We start from the raw sequence: 20978 nt of genomic DNA, 5'->3' as shown, positions 1-20978 counted from the left end.
CGACGACGGGAGGGTCGCGTCCGGCCGATCAGTTGGTGATCGTGAAGGTCAGCCGCTCCACCTTGTTGGACACCTCGTAGACCGTCAGCGTGCCCCGGGCGCCCTCGTAGGCGCCCGTGCCACCGGTGATCGCGAAGGAGAACGACTTCGGGTTGCCGGCGATCAGGCCCTGGATGGTCAGCTCGCCCTGACCGTTGATCTTCGCCGAGCCCAGGCACTGCGACTCGTCGTGGTGGGCGGAGGTGATCGTGCAGACCACGCCGGTGTGGCCGACGCGGTGTCCGCCGCGGGCCAGGTTGGAGCGGAAGACGAACATGTCGCCGAGCCCGGGGCCGTCGTTGCCGACGTCGACGAAGCTCTCCTCGGTGTTGGTCGAGTAGACCCGCACCGTGCTGCCGGCCGCCTGCTGCGCACCCGATCCCTGGGCCGGACCCGTGGACCCGACCGCCATCACCGCCATCGCGAGGACCCCCGCGGAAACTCCCACTGCCTTCAACATCTCAAGCCTCCCAGGCCGCCGGCCGCCCCGGTGGCGACGCACATGCGGTCCCTCCCGGCTCTACCCGCCCCGCGCGGGCGGCGTCATCGCCCAACGTGGGGAAAGCCCGGGCGGGACCTAGGTCCCGCGGCCGGGGTGGTTGGACCCTGATCAGGGGCTGCTCCCAGGCGGAGGGTGGTGGCATGACCGAGCGTGCGATCCAGACCCGCGGGCTGGTCAAGGACTTCGGCACGACCCGGGCCCTGGACCACCTGGACCTCGCGATCCCGACCGGCGAGGTCCACGGCTTCCTGGGCCCGAACGGCGCGGGCAAGACCACGGCCATCCGCATCCTGCTGGGCCTCCTGCGTCGTACTTCCGGTGACGTCACGCTCCTCGGCGGCGACCCCTGGCGCGACACCGCGACGCTGCACCGGCGGTTGGCGTACGTGCCCGGCGAGATGAACCTGTGGCCCAACCTCACCGGCGGCGAGGTGATCGACCTCCTCGGCTCGCTGAGGGGTGGGCTCGTGCCCGCGCGACGTGCGGACCTGCTGGAGCGGTTCGACCTCGACCCGACCAAGAAGTGTCGCGCCTACTCCAAGGGCAATCGCCAGAAGGTGGCCCTGGTGGCAGCGTTCTCGTCCGACGTCGAGCTCTACCTGCTGGATGAGCCCACGTCCGGCCTCGACCCGCTGATGGAGACGCAGTTCCAGGAGGTCGTGCGCGCCCGGCGCGCCGAAGGCAGGACCGTCCTGCTCTCCAGCCACATCCTCTCGGAGGTCGAGGCCCTGAGCGACCGGGTCACGATCATCCGCGAGGGCCGGGTCGCCGAGTCCGGGACGTTCGCCGAGCTGCGACACCTGACCCGGACCACCGTCGCGGTGGAGACCACGCGTCCGCTCGTGGGGCTGGGCGGGCTCGACGGCGTCCACGACCTGTGGCGCGATGGCACCAAGGCGCGGTTCAGCGTCGACACGGCAGACCTGAACCGGGTGCTCGAGCGCCTCGTCGGCTACGAGGTGCGGTCCCTGACGTGTGCACCTCCCACGCTGGAGGAGCTCTTCCTGCGGCACTACGACACGCACGCCGACCCCGTCGCCGCGCCGACCGAGGCGGTGCCCGCGCGATGAACGCCCTGTCGGGGACGATCCGGCTGACCCGGCTCGCGGCTCGCCGGGACCGGGTCACGCTGTCGATCTGGGTCCTCGGGCTGACGGCCTTCCTGACCGCGACCACGGCCATGTTCGTGCGTTCCCTGGTGACCCACGCGGACGTCGTGCGGGAAGCCCAGCTGCCCACCAGCAACGTGGGACTGCGCCTGCTCGGCCTCACCTCCGGCCCGAGCGTGGGTGGCGCGGTGATGGTGCGCGACTACGTCTGGCTCATGGTCATGGCGGCACTGATGAACGTCTTCGCGGTGGTGCGGCACACCCGCCAGAGCGAGGAGCTCGGCCGGGCGGAGGTGGTCGGGTCCACGGTCGTGGGCCGCTACGCCGACCTCGCCGCGGCCGTCATCGTCGTTGCGGTCGCCGACACCGTGATGGCGGGCCTGCTCGGGCTGGCGATGGTGGTCAACGGCCAGCCGGTCGCGGGTGCGTTCACGGCCGGAGCCGGGGTGGCGGCTGTCGGTCTGACCTTCGCGGCCGTGGCCGCGGTGACGGTGCAGCTCGCCTCGACGTCCCGGGCGGCCACCGGGTTCGCCAGTGCCGTTCTCGCCGGGGCGTTCCTGCTCAGCGGGATCGGCAACATGCTCGGCACGGCCGACCTCGAAGGGACACGGGTCAACAGCGCCTGGCCGGCCTGGCTCTCCCCCCTCGGGTGGGCCCAGCAGATGCGGCCGTTCGGGGGCGACCACGTGTGGCCGCTGGCCATCTTCGTCGCCCTGGTCGGCTCCCTGCTCGGCATCGCCGGCTCGCTCGTCGTACGTCGTGATGTCGGGGCGGGTTTGTGGCCCCAACGCCGAGGCCACGCGCACGCGGCGGCCGGGCTGCTCAGCCCCGCCGGGCTCGACTTCCGCCTGCAGCGTGGCGCGCTGCTCGGCTGGGCGGTCGGCATGCTCGCGTTCGGGCTGATCTTCGGCGCCATGTCGGCGCAGATCCAGGACGTCACCGGCCAGGCCCGGGACTTCTACGAACGCTTCGGCGGGGCCGACCAGATCCTCGAGGCGTACGACGCGTCGATGGCGGCGATGGGGGCGATGATCGTGGCGATCTACGTCGTCCAGATGGTGCTGCGGATGCGGGCCGACGAGGCCGCGGGCACCCTGGAGTCACTGCTGGCCTCGGGCGTCAGCCGGCCACGGTGGGTGCTGGGCCACCTGCTCAACTCGGTCGGCGGCGGGATCGTCCTGATGCTGCTCTACTCCGCCGGCATGGGGATCGGAGCAGGGCAGGCACTCGGCGACACCCCCACCCAGCTGGGCAAGACCGTCGCCGCGGGACTCGTGCAGCTCCCGGCGATCCTCGTCGTGGGGGCCTGCGCGCTCGCGGCGATCGGGCTGCTGCCGCGGTTGGCCTCGCCCCTGGCCTGGGCGATCGTCATCGCGGCCCTGCTGCTCGGACCGATGTTCGGCCCGGCCCTGGGTCTGCCGGAGCGGGTCATGGACGTCTCGCCGTTCACCCACGTGCCGTCCGTGCCCGCCACGGGTGCGTCGGCTCTGCCACTGCTCGTCCTCACTGGCACGTGCCTCACGCTCGGCGTGATCGGGACCGCTGCCGTCCGCCGGCGCAGCCTGCTGCTGCCTGCCTGACCGACAGGAGTTCCCCATGTCCGACCCGACGACACCCCCGACACCCCCGGCTCCGACGGCGTACCCCGCCAGGCTCGACGTCGACTACTCCGACGCGCACGACCGGGTGAAGACGCTGTTCCGGATCGTGCTCATCATCCCCATCGCCGTCGTCTACGGGGTGCTCACGGCCGGGGAGACCCGGACGGTCTACGACCAGAGCGGGGAGGCCGTGAGCACCACGAGCGGCGGGATCGTCAGCGGTCTCTTCCTGGCCACGGTGCTCATGATCCTGTTCCGTCGCCGCTACCCACGCTGGTGGTTCGACTTCGCCCGCGAGCTCACGCGTTTCGGCGCCCGGGTCTGCGCCTACGCCGTGCTGGTCACCGACGACTACCCGTCGACCGTCGAGGAGCAGCAGGTCCACCTGGAGATCGACTACCCGGACGTCGAGCGGGACCTCAACCGCTGGCTGCCCCTGGTGAAGTGGCTGCTCGCGATCCCGCACTTCGTGGTGCTGGCGTTCCTGACCGTGGGCGCGTTCCTCGCGGTGGTGGTCGCGTGGTTCGCGATCCTCGTCACCGGCCGCTATCCGCGCGGGCTGTTCGACTTCGTGGTCGGGGTCGGTCGTTGGTGGCTGCGTGTCGAGGCCTACGCCATCCTCCTCGTCACCGACCGCTATCCGCCGTTCTCGCTCCGATGATCCAGGGGCAGCCACAGTGGGGCCCGAAGGTCCCGTCTGCCGCGGCGGAAGGGCCCTGTCTCCCCCGCCGCGCGGCGTGCTCCGATGAGCCATGACCTTCCCCGATGCCGCCACCGTGCGAGAGCTGGTCCGGCTGGCGTGCCGAGCGCCGTCGGTGCACAACACCCAGCCGTGGCAGTGGGAGGCGACCGACCAGGACCTCCGCCTCCACGTCGCCCCGGACCGGCAGCTGGCCCGCACGGACCCCGACGGACGGGACCTGGCCGTCAGCTGCGGTGCCGCCCTCCACCAGCTCGTCGTCGCTGCGGCCGGGCACGGCTGGGCCGCTGCGGTCGCGCGGCTCCCCGAGCCGGCACGACCCCAGCACCTGGCCACGGTCACCTTCGCGACGCGCCCCCCGGACCTACGGGACCTGCAGCTGCTCCAGGCCCTCGAGGACCGTCGCACCGACCGTCGTCAGGTCTCCTCCTGGGCGGTCCCCCCGGCCCGGCTCGACGAGCTGGCCGGGATCGCGGCGCGCTTCGGCGTCGTGGTCACCGCGGCGCCCGGCGGGACGACTGGCCTGGTCCCCCGCCTGCTGCGCCAGGCGATGGAGGTGCAGGACGCCGACGGCGCCCGCCGGGACGAGCTCCTGTCCTGGGTCCACCCGTTCTTCGACCGGGAGGGGATCCCCGTCAGCAACCTGCTCACCGCGGCTGCGGCCGCCGCGGGCGAGGCGACCCGCTTCCCGCCCGGCTCCCTGTCCGATCCGTACGTCGAGCGCGCGGACCCGGCCCCCGCCTGGCTGGTCCTCTCGACCGCGTCCGATGACCGGCTGTCGTGGCTGCGCGTCGGCGAGGCCCTGGACGCGATCTGGCTGGCCTGCACGGTCGTCGGCCTGTCGGTCGTCCCGTTCAGCCAGCCGATCGAGGTCGCGCGCACCCGGGCCGACCTGGCCCACCACGTCCTCGAGGACGACTCCTGCCCGCAGCTCCTGCTCAGGGTCGGGTGGCCGACACCCACGAACGAGCCGGTGCCCCTGACGCCGCGACGTCCGCTGGAGGAGGTCCTCGACCATGGCTGACCGGGGCTCCGGGACCGCAGCCGGAGGCGGCGCGATCTACGGGATCGGCATCCTGGGTGCCTGGGTCTGGTTCTGGCAGCAGGCCGATGGCTTCTGGTGGCACGTCTGGGCCGTCATCGAGGGGATCCTCTGGCCGGCGTACCTCGTCTACCAGGCCTTCAGCGCACTGGCGGCGTGACGTTCGGCCCTACGAGCCGCGCCGGCCGGGTCGGAGACTGGAGGCGGAAGGAGCCGTCATGTCCCGCGCGCTGGTCCCCGACCCCCTGCTGCAGGCGTGGGTCGCCGAGGGCATCATCACCGCCGACCAGGCCGACAGCATCCGCGCACGTCAGGGAGTGGACTCCCGCGCTGTGGGGACAGCCTCTCCGGGGCCGGCCCTCGAGGCGCTCGGCTACCTCGGCGGCGTCATCGTGGCCATCGCCGCGCTGCTGCTCGCCTCCCGCTTCTGGGGCGACCTCACGCCCGGGACCCGGCTCGCCCTCGTGGGCGTCGCCGCCGCGGTCCTGCTGCTGGGCGGATCCGTCGTCCCCAACGGCGACGTCGGCTCCCGTCTCCGGTCCGTCCTGTGGCTGGCGGCGACCGTGGCGTTCGCGGGGTCCCTGTCCATCCTCGGGAGCGATCTGCTCGACCTCGCCGGGGATCACGTGGGCGTGCTCACCACGTCCGGAGCCACGGTGCTCGCCGCCGTCCTGTGGGTCGCTCACCGGGCGGCCGTCCAGCAGCTGGTGCTCATGGTCGGCGCCATGGCGACGGCGGGTGTCACCATCGCGGATCTCTTCTCAGGCCCGGCACGGCCCGGTCTCGGCGTGTGGGCCGTCGCCGCCGCGTGGGCAGCGCTGGCCCAGCGTGGCCTGATCGGACGGCGCCGCCTCTCGCTGGGTGTCGCCGCCGTCGGCTTGATCGTCGGCTCCATGCTCACGATGTCCACCGACGCTGGCATCGTGCTCGCGCTCGCCACCGTGGGCGCCGTCCTCCTGGCCGCCGTGCTCATCCGTGACCTGGTGCTGCTGGCCATCGGCGCCGTGGGCACCCTCCGCATCCTGCCCCGCGCCATCGACGCGTGGTTCCCGGACACCGCCGCAGTTCCGGTGGCCCTGCTTGCCGTCGGCATCGTCCTCGTGGCCGTGACGCTCTGGGCCGCCCGGCGTGGTCGGTCCCCCAGCGGTCGTGGCGGGCGCTGAGGCCGCACCCTCAGCCGACGTCGGTGCGGGCCTCGCCGGACGCGGGGTCGGACAGCAGGTCGCGGGCCTCGCGCTCGACGAGCAACGGGACGAAGTCGCGGACCCGGCTGCCGTCGTACCTTTGGAGCAGCCCGGCGACCAGGAGCCGGATCTCCGACGCCGGGACGTGCGGGAACTGCGTCGTCAACCGGTGCTCGACATGACCGATCAGGCGTCGTTCCTCGGTCGTGTCCATGACCCCACGCAACCGCTCCACGCCCGGTCGCGCCCAGTGTCGATGGTCATCGGCGCGAGGGCCGGTCAGCCCCCGCCGCCTTCGTGGATCCGGACCACGGCCGCGCCGGAGACGGAACCGCGCCACACGTCCTCGAGCGCCGTGTCGACGTCGTCGAAGGCGTACGTCGTGGTCCGCGGGTCGATGCGCAGGGCCGCCGCGATGCGGAAGAGCTCCTCGCCGTCCGCACGGGTGTTGGCCGTCACGCTGGTCAGGGTGCGCTCCCGGAACAGGTGCCGCTGGTAGTCCAGCGGCGGGATGTCACTGAGGTGGATCCCCGCCACGGCGAGGGTGCCGCCCTGGTCGAGACCGGCGAGCGCCACCGGCACCAGGTTGCCCGCGGGCGCGAAGAGGATGGCGGCGTCCAGCGGCACGGGCGGGAGGTCGTCCTCGGCACCGACCGAGGTGGCACCGAGGTCGATGGCCAGGGCGCGGGCGTCGGCGTTGCGCGTGAGGACGTGCACCTCGTGCCCCTGGGCGAGCGCGACCTGCGCCGTGAGGTGGGCGCTGGCTCCGAAGCCGTAGATGCCCAGGCGGCCGCCCGGAGGCAGGTTCGATCGCTTGAGCGCCCGATAGCCGATGATGCCCGAGCAGAGCAGTGGAGCCACCGCCACCGGGTCGGCGCCGCTGGGCAGGGTGTAGGCGAACGCCTCGTGCACCACGGCGTACTCGGCGAAGCCGCCGTCCGCGTCCCACCCGGTGTACTGCGAGCGCCGGCAGAGGTTCTCCCGACCGCCCCGGCACGGACCGCAGGAGCCGCAGGTCCAGCGCAGCCAGGCGATGCCGACGCGGGCGCCGTGCACGAACCGGTCCGCACCGGGGCCGGACGTCACCACCTCCCCCACGACCTCATGGCCCGGGACGACCTCCGGCCGCCGTGGCGCCAGGTCGAGGTCGGACAGGTGGAGGTCGGTCCGGCAGACACCGCACGCGAGGACCCGGACGAGCACCTCGCCGGGCCCCGGCTCCGGCATCGCACGGTCCACGCGGACGACGCGGTCACGTCCCCCCGGACGCCCGCTCACCGCCCAGGCTCGCATCCGCACCACCCCTCCGCCGTCGCCCTACACTCAGCCCATGTTGGTGCTGTCGCGTGAGACCGGCAAGCGCGTCCGGTCCGCCGACGGCAGCCAGGTCGGGCGACTGCGGGACCTCACCATGCGGATCGGCACCGACCACCCCACGGTCGACCGGCTCGTCGTGTCCACCGCCGACCGGCAACCACTGCTGCTCCCCTGGGCTGCCGTCGCCGCCTTCGAGCCGGACGCCGTCACCGTCGACCTGCCCCCGAAGGTCACGCCCTTCGGCGGCGACTCCGACCTCGAGACCGACGAGCTGCTCCTGCACCGCGACGTGCTCGACACCCAGATCTTCGACGTCCGGAACCACCGCATGACACGGGTCTCCGACGTCCTGCTCAACCGCACGCCGGATGGCCGGCTCGAGCTGGTCGCCGTCGACGTGAGCCTGCGTGCCGTGGTCAGGCGACTGGGGCTGGGGCGGCTGGCCGAGCACCTGCCGGAGGACGCCGTCGACTGGGGCGACCTGCACCTGACCTCGACCCGTGGCCACGACATCCAGCTCGCGACGAGCACGGCCGCGGTCCACCGGCTCGATGCCCACGGACTGGCCCAGCTGATCACCCGGCTCAACCTCGAGGACGCCCACGACGTCATCCGGACGGTGGGGCGGACCCGGGCGGCCGAGGCGGTCTCGATGACCCACCCGGACGTCCGGGGACGACTCGAGCCGGCACTCCATCCGCTGTCCACGCCCTCCCCGCGACGCCGTTTCCTCCGTCACCGGGGCTGGCGGCACAACCGGCCGCTCCGGGTCGGCAGGGACTGATGTCCACCGCCGGTCCGCCCACCGTGACGGCGCGTCGCGTGCGGGTGGCGACCCTGGTCGCGGTGCTCGGCCCCGGGTTGCTCGCGGGGCTGTCCGACGACGACCCGGCCGGCATCACGACGTACTCCGTCCTCGGCGCGAGCTACGGCTACCAGCTGCTGTGGGTGTTGCTGCTCTCGACCGTCGCCCTCGTGGTCTTCCACAGCCTCGGTGCGCGCATGGGCGTCGTGACCGGCCAAGGGCTGATCGGCCTGATCCGGCAGCGGTACGGCGTGCGCGCCAGCGCCCTCGCCCTCGTCGTCCTCGTCCTGGCCAACGTCGGCACCACCTGCGCGGAGTTCGCCGGCATCGCCGCCGGCTTCGGGCTCTTCCACGTCCCGCCCGCGGTCTCCGTGCCGATCTCGGCGGTCGTGGTCTCGACGCTGGTCCTGCGGGGCCGCTTCCACCGCGTCGAGCACTTGCTGATGGGCCTGGCCACGGTGTTCGTCGCGTACGTCGCCGCGGGGTTCCTCGCGCATCCCGACTGGGGGCAGGCCGCGACCGGACTCGTCCTGCCCACGATGCCGCTGCGCCACGGAGCGGTCCTGATCGTGACCGCGACCGTGGGCACGACCCTGGCCCCGTGGGGACTGAGCTTCATCCAGTCCTATGCCGTCGACAAGAAGCTGACGACCGACGACCTGGGCTACGAGCGCGTCGACGTGATCACGGGCGCCGTCCTGACGGGGGTGATCGGGTTCTTCGTCGTCGTCGCGTCCGCCGCGACGTTGCACGCCCAGGGCGTCACCATCGAGTCGGCGTCCGACGCCGCCGGCGCGCTCGAGCCCCTCGCCGGGCCCCTCGCGAGCACGCTCTTCGCCCTGGGCCTGGTCGGCGCAGCCCTGCTCGCCGCCGCGATCCTGCCGCTGTCGACGGCGTACTCGATCTGCGAGTTCGCAGGCGCCGAGGCCGCACTCGATGACGACTTCGAGCACGCCTCGCTCTTCTACGTCTCCTACCTCGCGACCGCCGCCGTCGGCGCGGGTGTCGTGCTCGCGCCGGGCCTCCCGCTGATCCGCATCCTGGTGCTCTCGCAGGTGCTCAACGCCGTGCTGCTGCTGCCGCTGCTCGGCTTCATGTTCGGCATCGCGCGCGACCGGGACCTCATGGGGCAGTACGCCGCCACCCGCTCCATGTCAGCCGTCTACGCCGTGACGCTCGGGCTCGTCGCGCTGTGCATCGGCGCGCTTCTCGCCCTGGGCCTCCCCTGAGACGTCCTGCTCGAGGTGGTGCTTGAGGCCGGTCCAGATGGTCTTCTCCTGGTGTCTCCCGATTAGTGCGATCGCTGGGCCGGCAAAGCGGCCGGGTCCGCCGAGGGTCACCGTCCAGTCCCAGAAGAACCGCGTGCCCTCCAAGGTGGGCTCGAGCCGCACCTCGCCCTCGACCACGGCGCCGGCCATGACGCTGCGCGTGGCCACCCGGCGCGGCCGGTCGAAGCCGGTGACCTCGATCATCACGTGGAGCGGCTTGCCGCGGCTGAGCATGGTCGCGGCGAAGCGGGTGCCGACTCCGATGGGGTCGTTGGTGAGCATGGTCGACGCTGTCATCCTGGGGTTGTAGGCCGGTTCATTGCGTTGGTCCGCGACGAAGTCGAAGACGTCCTCGACCGGGCGGGCGATGTCCAGGGTTCCGCGGATCCTGCTCATGGCGCTCCTCGCCGGCCCAGGCGTCGCAGGTTCCAGCCGACCAGGCCGAACCAGGCTGGGAGCAGCAGGCCGTGGACCAGGTACGCCGGTCCGATCATCGGGCGGAGGGCCTCGCTCACGATCCCCAGAGCCCCGGTGAGCACTCCCATCACGGGGAGCACCTGCCCGAAGATGCCCTTCCTCATGGCCAGGGACAGGACAAGGATTCCGGTTGCAGTCAGGATCCCTGCCCACGACACTGCGTTGGTGGCAGCGATCAGCGCGTCCGCAGCGCTGACGATGCCGGCCCGCTCGGCGTCCGTCCGGGCTTCAGCGTAGGAGTTGCTGAGCACCACGAGTCCGCCGTGCAGGGACTGGGGGCTGCTGCCCAGAGCCAGCGCGATGACCTCGGAGGCAACCCCGAGCAGTCCCCCGACGGCTGCCATGCTCCTGCTTGCGTCCTTCAGTGCGACGGAGACCGCACCGAACACGACGAGCGCGGGCACGCTCAGCCCGACGAAGCAGACCAGCTCGATCAGGTAGACGGTCTTGTGGGCGGCGATGTACGGCAGCAACGCCCGACCGTCGACCGGGGCAACAGGCACGGCGAAGACGAGCGTCACCGGGATGACGACGAGGAGCACGAACACCACGGCCGACAGGCCGCCCAGCCGGTACAGGCCGGCCCAGGACGGATCCGCCAGGCCCACGGCCCGATCCGCCGTGCGCGATCCGGTCGCTCTCGAGGGGGTCGCCATGACTCCAGCCTCGGGATGCAGGCATCGGGACGACAGGGCACAAGGCCCCACGGCGCGGGCACGAAGGTCACCCGGAGGCGAGACAGCATCGCCCCCGACCCGCTCACGCGGGTCAGGGGCGATCTCTTCGGTCGGGCTGACAGGATTTGAACCTGCGACCCCTTGAAGGTAAGCAGGCAGGCGGTCTTGTCTTGCTGCTCTTCGCGGAAAGTAGTGCTGACCTGCGAAGACGCTTCCTGGCCGGCTCGCGCGGCTTAGCTCGCAGGGGCTCGGATCTGCGCCGTTCTGACGGGGTTTCCGACTAGTAAGCGTCCACCTCCGAGTCGGACAGGACCCGCGGTCGGCGACCGTCGCTTCTTCAACGTGCACCGGTCGTTTGGGATCCTTCCTCAGCTTCGCAGGGCGACGGTCAGCAGCACGGCCGAGTCCTCGACCGCTTCAAGGGCGTGCCGGGAGTCGGGAATGATCATCAGATCGCCGGGTGATCCGTTCCAGCTGTCGTCGCCCGCGATGAGGGTGACGCGGCCGTGCAAGACCTGGACAGTCGCCTCGCCCGGATTCTCGTGTTCGTCCAACCTCGAGCCGGCACGAAGGGCGATCAGGGTCTGGCGCAGGACATGCTCGTGCCCGCCGTAGACCGTGTGGGCGCTGCGGCCGCTGGATTGGCTCGAGGCCGTCTCCAGGTGATGCCGGACCAGTGCCGTCAATGACTCCTTCTGCATGGGGTTCTCCTCGTAGGCGTGTTGACGCAGGCGACCGTTCGTCTTCACTATGGCGCGGTCCCGCGCGCGTTGACGTCCTCGTCGCTGCAGAAGCCAGTGTGCCTGCGGTTCAGACACAGGAGACCTAGAAGACTGCCATCGGCGTCGACAACCACTAACCGCCGCAGGTCCCGACTGAGCATGAGTAGTCGTGCCTGTTCCGCGGGCAGGTCGCTGCTCACAGTGCGGCCCTCGACCACCGCATACGTTAGTGACAAGGCCATGTCATCCGCGTGATCTGGGATGTCACCACGGGTCAGAGTGCCGCGCAGCCGTCCTTGGTCGGTCAGCAGGAGCATGTGGACGTGGTGGTCGCGCAATGCGGCTCGCGCGTCCCGCACACGCGCGTGGATGGGCATCATCTTGGGCAGTCGCAGCACCACGTCGGCGACGCACAGGTTCGCCAACTCGTCGGGAATCCGGGAAGGCGGGGTGGTCATGTGATCCCCGCACGGGGTTGTGAAGCACGAAGTCGGCGATGCGATCGCGGGGCGCCTCCGGTCAGATGGATCTGATCGATCGGGGCGCCTACGTTGGAGGTCATCGTGTGATGGCGATGAGTCCGCCCAGTCCGACGAGGTACAGCACGCACACGCTCAGCGAGTCGACGCCCATGCCCAGGACGCGCCGTTGCGGCCGGAAGATGAGTCCCACCGCGTAGACGAGGGTGAGCAACGCGGCGAGTGCGGTGAGGTAGATGTCGCTGGCGTGGGCGCGCGGCAGAATCGCATTGCCGGAGATGACGGTTGCGACGAGGAAGAGCACTGGCAGAAAGGCGTTGCCCCCGAAGATGTCACTGATCGCGAGGTTGTCGTCGCCCTGACGGACCGCCTGGAGGCCGGTGGAGATCTCTGGCAGGGAGGTCGCCAGGGCCAGCACCGTGGCGCCGAAAAGGACGCCGGTGAGCCCGATCTGTGAGGAGGCCGCCTCGCCTGACTTCTCGAGTGTCACCCCGGCGACCAGCGTGGCCACAGCTGCTGCTGCGAACAGGGTCGCGGTACGGCGCGTGGACCGGTGCTGGGTGTCTGGTGCCTTCTCCGATCCCGAAGCTTCCGCCGCCTGTGAGTGGCTTCGGTGACGCGTGCGATGCCCTTGCGGGTGCGGGGTCGCATCCGGTGCTTCTCCCCCCTGGTGCCACGGCAGGCCACGGCCCGCGCGCTGGACAAGGAGCAGCCCGACCACCCACAAGATGGCGATCAGGATCACGTCCGGCGTCAACCGAGCGACCACCAGGTTGGATGGCAGCTGGCTGCCCGCGACGACGACCGTGAGCACGGCCACGACGACGAGGGCCTCGAGCACGAGGGTGAGCGAGGCCGCCCGGTAGGTGAGCGGCTTTGCGTCCGGCGCGCGCTTCCCGAGCATGTCCAGTACCGCGATCACCACCGTCTGGATGGCGATCCCGCCCAGGATGTTGCCGACGGCGATGTCAACGTTCCCCGCCAACGCCGCGCTGACTGTGATCGCGACTTCGGGCAGGTTCGTGGCCACTGCGAGCACGATGAGCCCTCCGAACGCACTGCCGAGATGCAGTCGTGTGTCGAGGGTGTCGGTGGTCTCCGAAAGGAGGATGCCGGCGCCCCAGATGACGCCGGCTGACGCTACGAAGATCGTGAGCAAGAGCCACATCGGCAGCGAATCCATCGTTGCAATCTCCTCAAAGTCTCATACGGCGTGAGCAGGACATCAGTCCTTGGCCCGGCTGCGCTCAAACTTCATGCACGGACCACTCCTGCTCGGTGGCCTCGCGGGCGACCTGACTGAAGTCGGTGAGTGCCTGCAGGGCTGCCTCGACCGTTCGCCGAGGCATGGTGGACAAGATGCGCCCGACCTCACGCTGTCGATGGGCGTTCACCTCCGTCAGGAGCTTGGCTCCCGAAGACGTGAGGTGGACGTGAACGGCTCGACCGTCCGTACTCGACCGTTGCCGGGCGATCAGGCCGAGTCGCTGGAGCCGGTCACAGAGCCGACTCGCATTCGACTGGTCGATGCCCAACTGGTCGGCCAACTGGCTGATCCCCTGTGGCCCGTCGGCTGCCAGCACCACCAACACGCGGTGCTGCGGAAGCGTGATGTCGGCGGATGCGGCGTTGATCGAACGGATAGCGATGCCGACCAGAGCGCGACTGGCGGTGATGAAGGCCTCGGCCGCTTCGGCCATCGCAGGATCCCGGGCTGGTGCTGCCTTGACCATGGTCGGCTCCTTCGCTCTACAGCTACTTGCTTAACAGCATACATGCGTGTACGCATATAGATGAGCTCAGTCGGCATTCCCGCTGAGGAGTCACGAGGAAAGGTCACGACCCCATGGTTGATCGGATCAATGACATCTGGGGCGAAGGCACCCCGCATCCACGCGGAACCGTTTGGCCGGCCCGCGTGGACCTCCATCTGGAGGAGGGCGTCGCCGAGGCTGATGTGGAGCGCTGGGTGCAGTCCGCGTGCCTGTTGTGCAGCAACGGGTGCGGGTGTGACATCGCGGTCAAGGACGGGCGGATGGTCGGGGTTCGCGGACGGGCTGGAGACACGGTCAATCACGGGCGTCTGGGGCCTAAGGGGCTCTACGGCAGTACGCCGTGGGCCTCCTCGTCGGACCGGCTGACCCGTCCGTTGGTGCGACGCGACGGTCAGCTGGTGGAGACCGACTGGGAGACCGCGATGGGTCGGATCGTCGAGGTGTCGAAGGGGCTGCTGGCGGAGAAGGGGCCGCTCTCGCACGGTTTCTACACCAGCGGTCAGCTGTTTCTGGAGGAGTACTACACGCTGGCGGTGATCGGGAAGGCAGGGCTCGGCACCCCGCACATGGACGGCAATACCCGCCTGTGCACCGCCACGAGCGCGGCGGCGTTCAAGGAGTCCTTCGGCGCCGACGGGCAGCCGGGCTCCTACACCGACATCGAGCATTGCGACGCGATCTTCCTGTTCGGGCACAACATGCCCGAGACCCAGACCGTGCTGTGGGCGCGGATCCTTGACCGCACGCGCGGGGAGGACCCGCCGCGCATCGTGTGCGTCGATCCTCGCCACACACTCGTCGCGGCGGAGGCGGAACGCACGGGCGGGATCCACCTCTCACCACGGGTCGGCACGAACCTCGCGCTGATGAACGGGCTGACCCGCGAGCTGTTCACCCACGGCTGGGTGGACACGGAGTGGGTCGAGGAGCACGCGATCGGCGTCGACGACCTGCGCGACACGGTGGCGCCGTATACCCCAGAAGAGGTGGAGCGGATCTGCGGCGTGCCCGCGGCGGACCTGCGGCAGGCCGCCCGGATCTTCGGTGAGAGCGAGGCCGTCCTCTCGACCGTGCTGCAGGGCTTCTACCAGTCCCACCAGGCCACCGCTGCGTCGGTTGCGGTGAACAACCTGCACCTGCTGCGCGGCCAGATCGGCCGTCCCGGCTGCGGCGTGCTGCAGATGAACGGGCAGCCCACGGCCCAGAACAACCGCGAATGCGGTGCCGACGGTGACCTGCCGGGTTTTCGCAACTGGGACAACCCGACTCACGTCCAGCAGTTGGCCGACCTGTGGAAGGTCGATGCAATGACCATTCCGCACTGGGCGCCGCCCACACATGCGATGCAGATCATGTCCTATGCCGAAACCGGCTCGATCGGTTTCCTGTGGATCTCCGCCACCAACCCGGCCGTCTCGATGCCTGAGTCCGCCCGGATCCGCAAGATCCTGGCCGGCGAGCAGTGCTTCGTCGTGGTGCAGGACCTGTTCCTGACCGAGACCGCCGAGCTCGCCGACGTCGTACTCCCCGCAGCAGGGTGGGGGGAGAAGACGGGGTGTTTCACCAATGTCAACCGCACCGTCCACCTCTCCGAGCAAGCCGTCGAGCCGCCGGACGAGGCGCGCAGTGACCTCGACATCTTTCTCGCCTACGCCGACGCGATGAAGTTCACCAACATCGAGGGCGACCCCCTGATCGGCTGGCGCACCTCCGAGGAGGCCTTCGATGCGTGGCGAGAAGCCACCCGAGGTCGACCTATCGACTACACGGGTCTGAGCTACGACAAGCTCCGCGGGCCCAGCGGCATCCCGTGGCCGGTGAACGACGAGCACCCGGACGGCACCGACCGCCTGTACGCCGACGGAAGGTTCCCTTCCGACACCGACGAGTGCGAGACCTACGGCCACGACCTGCTCACCGGCGGCGCCGTCACCGAGACCGAGCACCGGGCGATGGCCCCGGCGGGTCGGGCATTCCTCAAGGGCGCCGCCTACACGCCACCGCACGAGGAACCGTCCGAGGACTATCCGCTGCGCTACACCACCGGACGTACCGTCTACCAGTTCCACACCCGTACCAAGACCGGCCGAGCCCGCTCCCTGGACCAAGCCGCGCCTGACGCGTGGGTCGAGCTCTCCCCCGCCGACGCCGCAGGCCTCGGCATCTCTGAGGGCGACTGGGTCCGCGTCGAGTCCCCACGAGGTGCCATCGAGGTCCGCGCCCGCGTCGGGACCGTCATGGCGGGCGCGGTCTTCGCGCCCTTTCACTACGGACACTGGGACCCCCACGACCTCGCTCCGGACGCCGAGCACCGGCTCGCCAACGAGCTGACCATGACGGTGTGGGACCCGGTCTCCAAACAGCCCTACTTCAAGACCGCCGCCTGCCGCGTTACCAAGACCCGCGACGGCGACGGCACCTCCCCCGCCCCTACAACGGCCGCCTCAGCACCCGCCGCCCCCCAGACCGCTGAAGCGCCGGCGCCACCACCCGGAGGAGCCACCTCCTCCGAGGTGCTCGCCGATACCCCGCACTACGCCCTCGACCCCAGCAGCCGGAGGACCTGATGCCGCACCTGTCCACCTACGTCGGACTGGCCGACCGCAGCGAACAGATACTGGCGGAGTCTTTCCGTGCTGTCGGGCTGGGGCACGCCCGGGCCGTCGACGTCTTCCACACGTGCAACCTCCTGGCCGAGATGTGCGACCGGCACCGTAGACAGCTGGCGCCCATCGCCGAACGCTATGGCGAGGACGACATCGAGGAACCCGAACGGCTGCATGCAGATGGACTCGCTCAGGCCCGCGACGGCGAGATCGGGCTGTTGCGCGACCTCCAGGACCTCCACGTGCTGGCCACCCTCGTGCAGAGCACCTGGACCGTGATCGCCCAAGGCGCCCAAGGTCTCCGTGATGCCGAGCTTCTCGATGTCGCTACCACTGCGAACGAGGAGACGTCCCGGCAGCTGACCTGGCTGAACACCCGGATGAAGGTAGCGGCACCTCAGGCGCTGATCGTCGCGCCATGACTCACCCCAACCATCCTCCGGTGCCCTTGCGCCAGTACGCCCTGCTCGCCGACGGCGAACGCGGCGCCCTGATCGGGCCACGCGGCAACATCGCCTTCCTCTGCGCCCCGCAGTGGCACGACGATGCGATCTTCTCCAGCCTCCTCGGCGGCCACGGCGAGTACTCTGTCAGCCCTCAGGACGCCCGCTACGTGTGGGGCGGGCACTACGAACAGGACACGTTGATCTGGCGCAGCCGTTGGACCTCAGGGACAGCAGTGACCGAGTGCCGCGAAGCCCTCGCCTTCCCCGGATATCCCGACCGAGTCGTGGTGCTGCGCCGCATCGAGGCCACACTCGGCGACGCCCATGTCATCGTCGAACTGGACTGCCGTGCCGAGTTCGGAGCCCGGCCCATGATCGTAGGACGCAGCGCAGAAGGCGTCTGGACCGGACACAGCGGCGACGTCCACTTCCGCTGGTCCGGCGCCCCCACCCACGCCCGGCTCGTGGACGGCAAGATCCGCGCAGCCATCGACGTCCCCGCAGGTGCCCACCACGACCTCGTGCTCGAGATCAGCCGCCGCCGGCTTGACGAGGAGCTCCCCGATCCGGTCCAAGAATGGCAGCGAACCGAACGGGCCTGGTCCGCCGCGTGCCCGGACCTCTCGAGCTCCGCGGCCCCTGGTGAGTCGCGGCACTCCCACGCCGTCCTGCGAGGGCTCACGACTTCTTCAGGCGCGATGGTGGCCGCCGCCACGACCGCCCTCCCTGAGCGTGCCAACCAGGGACGCAACTACGACTACCGCTATGCCTGGATTCGCGACCAGTGCTACGCAGGCTTGGCGGCCGCAGCCGTTGACAGTCACAGCCTGCTCGACGCAGCCGTCAGGTTCGTCTCGGCACGGGTTCTCGAGGACGGCCCCACACTGCGCCCGGCCTACACGGTCAACGGCGACCCGGTTCCCGACGAGCGGCCCCTCAAGCTGCCCGGCTACCCGGGAGCCCCCGTGCGAGTGGGCAACCACGTCAATCAGCAGTTCCAGCTCGACGCGCTGGGCGAATGCCTGCTCCTCCTCGCCGCGGCCGAAGGGCGCGGCAGGCTCGACACCGAGGGCCAGCACGCCGTCGAAAGCCTCGTGGACGCCATCGAGAAGCGACAACACGACCCCGACGCCGGCATCTGGGAGCTCCGCGACCGCCACTGGGCACACTCGCGATTGATGTGCGCAGCCGGCCTCCGGGCCGTCAGCGCCCGGCGAGGGGGAAGCGTGGGTGCCACCTGGGAGCGACTCGCCGATCGCCTTGTGGACTCCGTGGATGAAGATTGCCTGCACTCCGATGGTCGCTGGCAGCGCTCGCCACACGACCCAGCTGTGGACGCCTCCTTGTTGCTGCCCGGCATCCGCGGCGCCGTACCCAAGGACGACCCGCGCAACATCGCCACGATCCGTGCCGTCATCGAGAAGCTCACCGACGATGGCTACGTTTACCGCTTTCGCCACGACCCACAGGTCCCCCTTCACGAAGCCGAGGGCGCCTTCGTCCTCAGCGGCTTCCACCTGTCGCTGGCATGCCTGGACCAAGGCGACATCCTCAGCGCCACACGCTGGTTCGAGCGCAACCGGGGGTCGCTAGGACCACCGGGTCTGTTCGCCGAGGAGTACGACGTGGTCCAGCGCCAGCTTCGCGGCAACCTTCCCCAGGCGTTCGTCCACGCGCTGCTCCTCGAGACCGCCCAGCGACTCGGCGAAGCAGGCGTCAACTCCCGCGGCTTTACAGCCCGAGCCCGCTGACAGGACTCCACCAACCACCACCGACCCCAGGAGAGCCACACATGATCACCTCCCACAGTCCACGCGTCGTCGTCATCACCGGAGCCTCCGGTGGGATTGGCCGGGCCAGCGCACGCGTCTTCGCGGCTCGCGGTGACCGAGTCGCCCTTCTGGCACGCGGAACCACAGGCCTGGAAGCCGCGGCGAGTGAGGTCCACGCACTGGGCGGAACCGCGCTGCCGATCAGCGTCGACACCGCCGACCACGACGCCCTCGAGGTCGCGGCGGACCGTGTCGAGAACGAGCTGGGGCCCATCGACGTATGGGTCAACGACGCCTTCACCTCGGTCTTCGCCCGGTTCATCGACATCGAGCCAGACGAGTTCCGACGTGTCACCGAGGTCTCCTACCTCGGCTTCGTCAACGGCACCCGCACCGCATTGCGCCGGATGCTCCCACGCGACCAGGGCGTCATCGTCCAGGTCGGTTCGGCGCTGGCCCACCGGGGTATCCCGCTGCAGTCGGCCTACTGCGGCGCCAAGCACGCCATGTGGGGCTTCCACGAGTCGCTGCTCACCGAGCTGCGTCATGACCGAAGCAGCGTCCGCGTCACCTCGGTCGCCATGCCAGGCGTGAACACCCCGCAGTTCACCTGGGTGCTCTCCAGGCTTCCCAAACAGGCGCAACCTGTGCCGCCCTTCTACGCACCAGAGGTCGCCGCGCGGGGAGTGCTCTACGCCGCCGAGCATCCCGAACGCCGCGCGTACTGGGTCGGGATCGCGACCGCGGGCACCATCATCGCCAACCGGGTCGCCGGCGGACTGCTCGACCGCTATCTCGCCCGCACCGGCGTCTCCTCCCAGCAGACCGCCCAGGACAAGCCAGCCGACAAGCCCAACAACCTATGGCACCCCGTCGACGGCCCCGACGGACAAGACTTCGGGCCCACCGGCCCCTTTCCCGATCGAGCCTTGAACCACTCGCCCCAACAATGGGCTTCACAGCACCGCCGCGCTCTCGCCGCCACCGGCGCGCTCGCCCTCGGGACGACCCTCGTCGCAGGCAGGACCTCGCGCAGCCCAGCTCGGAGGGCCTCATGAGGCGCACCCGTCCCGTCGACGTCGCCCGATTCGGGCTCGGCCTCGCGGCCCTGAGCCGACCCGGCCTGCTTCTACACCTCACCAAGGGGCCCACCAGCGCGGTGAGCTACAGCGCAGCGACCCGCCGCACGGTGCGCCTACTCGGGGCGCGCTACGTCGTCCAATCCGGTGGCGGCATGATCCTCGAACGCCCGTGGCTGCCAGAGGCGGACGCACTTGTCGACCTGGTGCACGCGGCCTCGATGCTCGGCCTCGCCGCCCTGTCGCGCAACCACCGGCGATTGGCCCTGCTGAGTGCGGGAGCCGCTGTCGCCTTCGCCGGCGCTGATCTCCAGGAGCAGACGGAGTGAATGCGACCACTGTGCACCGTCGGTTCCGCCCGACCAGCAAGGAACCTGCTATGACCACCTCCAAGTGGTCTCGTCCAGACCACAGCACGCGGCGACCCCTCGTCCGTCCCCGATGGGTCTGGGGCGGACTCGCGGTGGCCCTGGCCGGCCTGGGTGTCCTCGGGCTCGGCATCGCGCTGCTCTCCCTGTGGTGCTCGATCACCGGCGCGGCCCTTCTGGTGCTCGGTGCAGCCAGCAGCGTTGCTGGCGGCATCATGTACGACGCCTCTCCAGAGCTCTCCGCGGGTACGGAGATGCGGCAAATCGTGCGAGGCGACGTGCACGAGGCTGTCTCGACTCGCGAGTCGGTACGTGAGCCCAACGCACGGCTCCACGCGGCACAGACCACCGCCAGAACCGACGCCCTCCTCAGAGCGCGACCAACCACCTCTCGCCCACTCGCACCGATCGCGGGCTGGTCCCTGCTCGGGATCACTACCTTCGTAGTCGTCAGCCAACCCTGGTTCCTGGCTCACTCCGCCAACGGCCACGACTCAGCTTTGCGTGACACCGGGCTGGTCATCCTGAGTGGGCTCGCTGGGATCAGGATCGCCACCGGCGTCGGACGCCATCTCATGGCCGTGGCACTGGCGACACTGGCCGGCCTCGGACTCCTACTCGGTGGTCTGTTCGCTCAACACGACCGAACGGACCTAGTCATCGTGGAGACGACTTGTGGCGTGATCACAATCGTCCTGGCTCTCGCAGGTGGCGCGCGTCCGACCCCCGCGAGCTACAACGACGTGAACCCGGGACCACCGGACCGTGATGGATGAACCGACCACCGCTCCGGCACCGAAACCGGCCGACGTGGAGCCGTCGGCCGCGACCACTGGGGTCAGCGGCCCCGACATCGGAACAAGACGCGGTGCGGGCCGTACCCGAGAAGCCGTGCAAGTCAGGAGTCCTGACCTGATTTGAACCGAAACCCTCTGGGCGGAATCAGCGCCCTTCGGAGTGCTACTGGGTAGGTCTGAAAATCACGGGATTCCCCTTGTTTCGTGGGGGAA

Annotated in this window: 23 protein-coding genes; 14 read left to right on the top strand and 9 right to left on the bottom strand. The window is 70.1% G+C overall.

All coding sequences use genetic code 11. The features are described 5' to 3' along the window. Positions 1-28 precede the first annotated feature (28 nt). Positions 29-499, bottom strand: coding sequence for an allene oxide cyclase barrel-like domain-containing protein (locus tag FB382_RS08085; RefSeq protein WP_182538248.1), 471 nt, complete (start codon positions 497-499; stop codon positions 29-31). Between the two features lie 182 nt (positions 500-681). Here FB382_RS08085 and FB382_RS08080 point away from each other — a divergent pair, with 182 nt between their 5' ends. The 6 genes from FB382_RS08080 (at position 682) to FB382_RS08055 (ending at position 6156) form a co-directional block, all read left to right on the top strand. Further along, on the top strand, positions 682-1611 hold the full coding sequence (locus FB382_RS08080) for an ABC transporter ATP-binding protein (RefSeq protein ID WP_182538246.1): 930 nt from the start codon (positions 682-684) through the stop codon (positions 1609-1611). After that, positions 1608-3230: an ABC transporter permease gene (locus FB382_RS08075; protein WP_182538244.1), complete on the top strand. Its 1623-nt coding sequence runs from the start codon at positions 1608-1610 to the stop codon at positions 3228-3230. Before FB382_RS08080 ends, FB382_RS08075 begins: the two co-directional genes overlap by 4 nt. 16 nt (positions 3231-3246) lie before the next feature. Then, on the top strand, positions 3247-3912 hold the full coding sequence (locus FB382_RS22130; protein ID WP_182538242.1) for a DUF4389 domain-containing protein: 666 nt from the start codon (positions 3247-3249) through the stop codon (positions 3910-3912). 91 nt (positions 3913-4003) lie between these two features. Further along, positions 4004-4975, top strand: a complete 972-nt coding sequence (locus tag FB382_RS08065) for an Acg family FMN-binding oxidoreductase (RefSeq protein WP_182538240.1) — start codon at positions 4004-4006, stop codon at positions 4973-4975. Continuing rightward, entirely contained in the window at positions 4968-5153 is a 186-nt protein-coding gene (locus tag FB382_RS08060; protein WP_182538238.1) for a hypothetical protein, read from the top strand. The genes FB382_RS08065 and FB382_RS08060 overlap by 8 nt, the downstream gene beginning before the upstream one ends. Positions 5154-5211: 58 nt before the next feature. Then, positions 5212-6156 carry a DUF2157 domain-containing protein gene (locus tag FB382_RS08055; RefSeq protein WP_182538236.1) on the top strand — a complete coding sequence of 315 codons (945 nt, stop codon included), beginning with the start codon at positions 5212-5214 and terminating at the stop codon, positions 6154-6156. A 10-nt stretch (positions 6157-6166) separates the two neighbouring features. Here the strand turns inward: FB382_RS08055 and FB382_RS08050 are convergent, their stop codons facing one another. After that, the gene (locus FB382_RS08050) at positions 6167-6391 is read right to left on the bottom strand and encodes a three-helix bundle dimerization domain-containing protein (protein ID WP_182538234.1); all 225 of its coding nucleotides are present in this window, start codon (positions 6389-6391) and stop codon (positions 6167-6169) included. A 65-nt stretch (positions 6392-6456) separates the two neighbouring features. Then, the gene (locus FB382_RS08045; protein WP_182538232.1) at positions 6457-7470 is read right to left on the bottom strand and encodes a zinc-dependent alcohol dehydrogenase family protein; all 1014 of its coding nucleotides are present in this window, start codon (positions 7468-7470) and stop codon (positions 6457-6459) included. 37 nt (positions 7471-7507) lie between these two features. Here FB382_RS08045 and FB382_RS08040 point away from each other — a divergent pair, with 37 nt between their 5' ends. Together FB382_RS08040 and FB382_RS08035 are read left to right on the top strand one after the other, a co-directional pair. After that, positions 7508-8278: a magnesium transporter gene (locus FB382_RS08040; protein WP_182538230.1), complete on the top strand. Its 771-nt coding sequence runs from the start codon at positions 7508-7510 to the stop codon at positions 8276-8278. Beyond that, positions 8278-9528, top strand: coding sequence for an NRAMP family divalent metal transporter (locus tag FB382_RS08035; RefSeq protein WP_182538229.1), 1251 nt, complete (start codon positions 8278-8280; stop codon positions 9526-9528). Before FB382_RS08040 ends, FB382_RS08035 begins: the two co-directional genes overlap by 1 nt. On the opposite strand, the gene FB382_RS08030 is transcribed toward FB382_RS08035, so the two are convergent. The 6 genes from FB382_RS08030 to FB382_RS08000 all read right to left on the bottom strand — a co-directional run bounded on the left by FB382_RS08030 (position 9454) and on the right by FB382_RS08000 (position 13655). Then, the gene (locus tag FB382_RS08030) at positions 9454-9963 is read right to left on the bottom strand and encodes an SRPBCC family protein (RefSeq protein WP_182538227.1); all 510 of its coding nucleotides are present in this window, start codon (positions 9961-9963) and stop codon (positions 9454-9456) included. The genes FB382_RS08035 and FB382_RS08030 overlap by 75 nt on opposite strands. After that, positions 9960-10700 carry a hypothetical protein gene (locus tag FB382_RS22125; RefSeq protein WP_246377126.1) on the bottom strand — a complete coding sequence of 247 codons (741 nt, stop codon included), beginning with the start codon at positions 10698-10700 and terminating at the stop codon, positions 9960-9962. The genes FB382_RS08030 and FB382_RS22125 overlap by 4 nt, the downstream gene beginning before the upstream one ends. A 389-nt stretch (positions 10701-11089) precedes the next feature. Further along, positions 11090-11422, bottom strand: coding sequence for a cupin domain-containing protein (locus tag FB382_RS08015; protein ID WP_182538221.1), 333 nt, complete (start codon positions 11420-11422; stop codon positions 11090-11092). A gap of 47 nt (positions 11423-11469) precedes the next feature. Next, a complete protein-coding gene (locus tag FB382_RS08010; RefSeq protein WP_182538219.1) occupies positions 11470-11901 on the bottom strand; it encodes a CBS domain-containing protein in 432 nt (143 codons plus the stop codon). 100 nt (positions 11902-12001) lie between these two features. After that, entirely contained in the window at positions 12002-13105 is a 1104-nt protein-coding gene (locus FB382_RS08005; RefSeq protein ID WP_182538217.1) for a sodium:calcium antiporter, read from the bottom strand. A gap of 64 nt (positions 13106-13169) precedes the next feature. Beyond that, positions 13170-13655 carry a MarR family winged helix-turn-helix transcriptional regulator gene (locus FB382_RS08000; RefSeq protein WP_182538215.1) on the bottom strand — a complete coding sequence of 162 codons (486 nt, stop codon included), beginning with the start codon at positions 13653-13655 and terminating at the stop codon, positions 13170-13172. A gap of 113 nt (positions 13656-13768) precedes the next feature. Here FB382_RS08000 and FB382_RS07995 point away from each other — a divergent pair, with 113 nt between their 5' ends. From FB382_RS07995 to FB382_RS07970, 6 genes are read left to right on the top strand one after another with little or no spacing between them, the layout of a single operon-like run. After that, on the top strand, positions 13769-16264 hold the full coding sequence (locus tag FB382_RS07995; RefSeq protein WP_182538213.1) for a molybdopterin oxidoreductase family protein: 2496 nt from the start codon (positions 13769-13771) through the stop codon (positions 16262-16264). Next, positions 16264-16725, top strand: a complete 462-nt coding sequence (locus FB382_RS07990; RefSeq protein ID WP_182538211.1) for a hypothetical protein — start codon at positions 16264-16266, stop codon at positions 16723-16725. Before FB382_RS07995 ends, FB382_RS07990 begins: the two co-directional genes overlap by 1 nt. After that, positions 16722-18500: a glycoside hydrolase family 15 protein gene (locus FB382_RS07985; protein ID WP_182538209.1), complete on the top strand. Its 1779-nt coding sequence runs from the start codon at positions 16722-16724 to the stop codon at positions 18498-18500. The genes FB382_RS07990 and FB382_RS07985 overlap by 4 nt, the downstream gene beginning before the upstream one ends. A 41-nt stretch (positions 18501-18541) precedes the next feature. Then, positions 18542-19579: an SDR family oxidoreductase gene (locus FB382_RS07980; RefSeq protein ID WP_182538207.1), complete on the top strand. Its 1038-nt coding sequence runs from the start codon at positions 18542-18544 to the stop codon at positions 19577-19579. Beyond that, entirely contained in the window at positions 19576-19929 is a 354-nt protein-coding gene (locus FB382_RS07975; protein ID WP_182538205.1) for a hypothetical protein, read from the top strand. Before FB382_RS07980 ends, FB382_RS07975 begins: the two co-directional genes overlap by 4 nt. A 50-nt stretch (positions 19930-19979) precedes the next feature. Further along, positions 19980-20744 carry a hypothetical protein gene (locus FB382_RS07970; RefSeq protein WP_182538203.1) on the top strand — a complete coding sequence of 255 codons (765 nt, stop codon included), beginning with the start codon at positions 19980-19982 and terminating at the stop codon, positions 20742-20744. Positions 20745-20978 lie beyond the last annotated feature (234 nt).

Origin of the sequence: Nocardioides ginsengisegetis (genome assembly GCF_014138045.1) — a bacterium.
Taxonomy (GTDB): domain Bacteria; phylum Actinomycetota; class Actinomycetes; order Propionibacteriales; family Nocardioidaceae; genus Nocardioides; species Nocardioides ginsengisegetis.
Note: the sequence above shows the minus strand (reverse complement) of the source record. Positions and strands in the feature narration are given on the sequence as shown.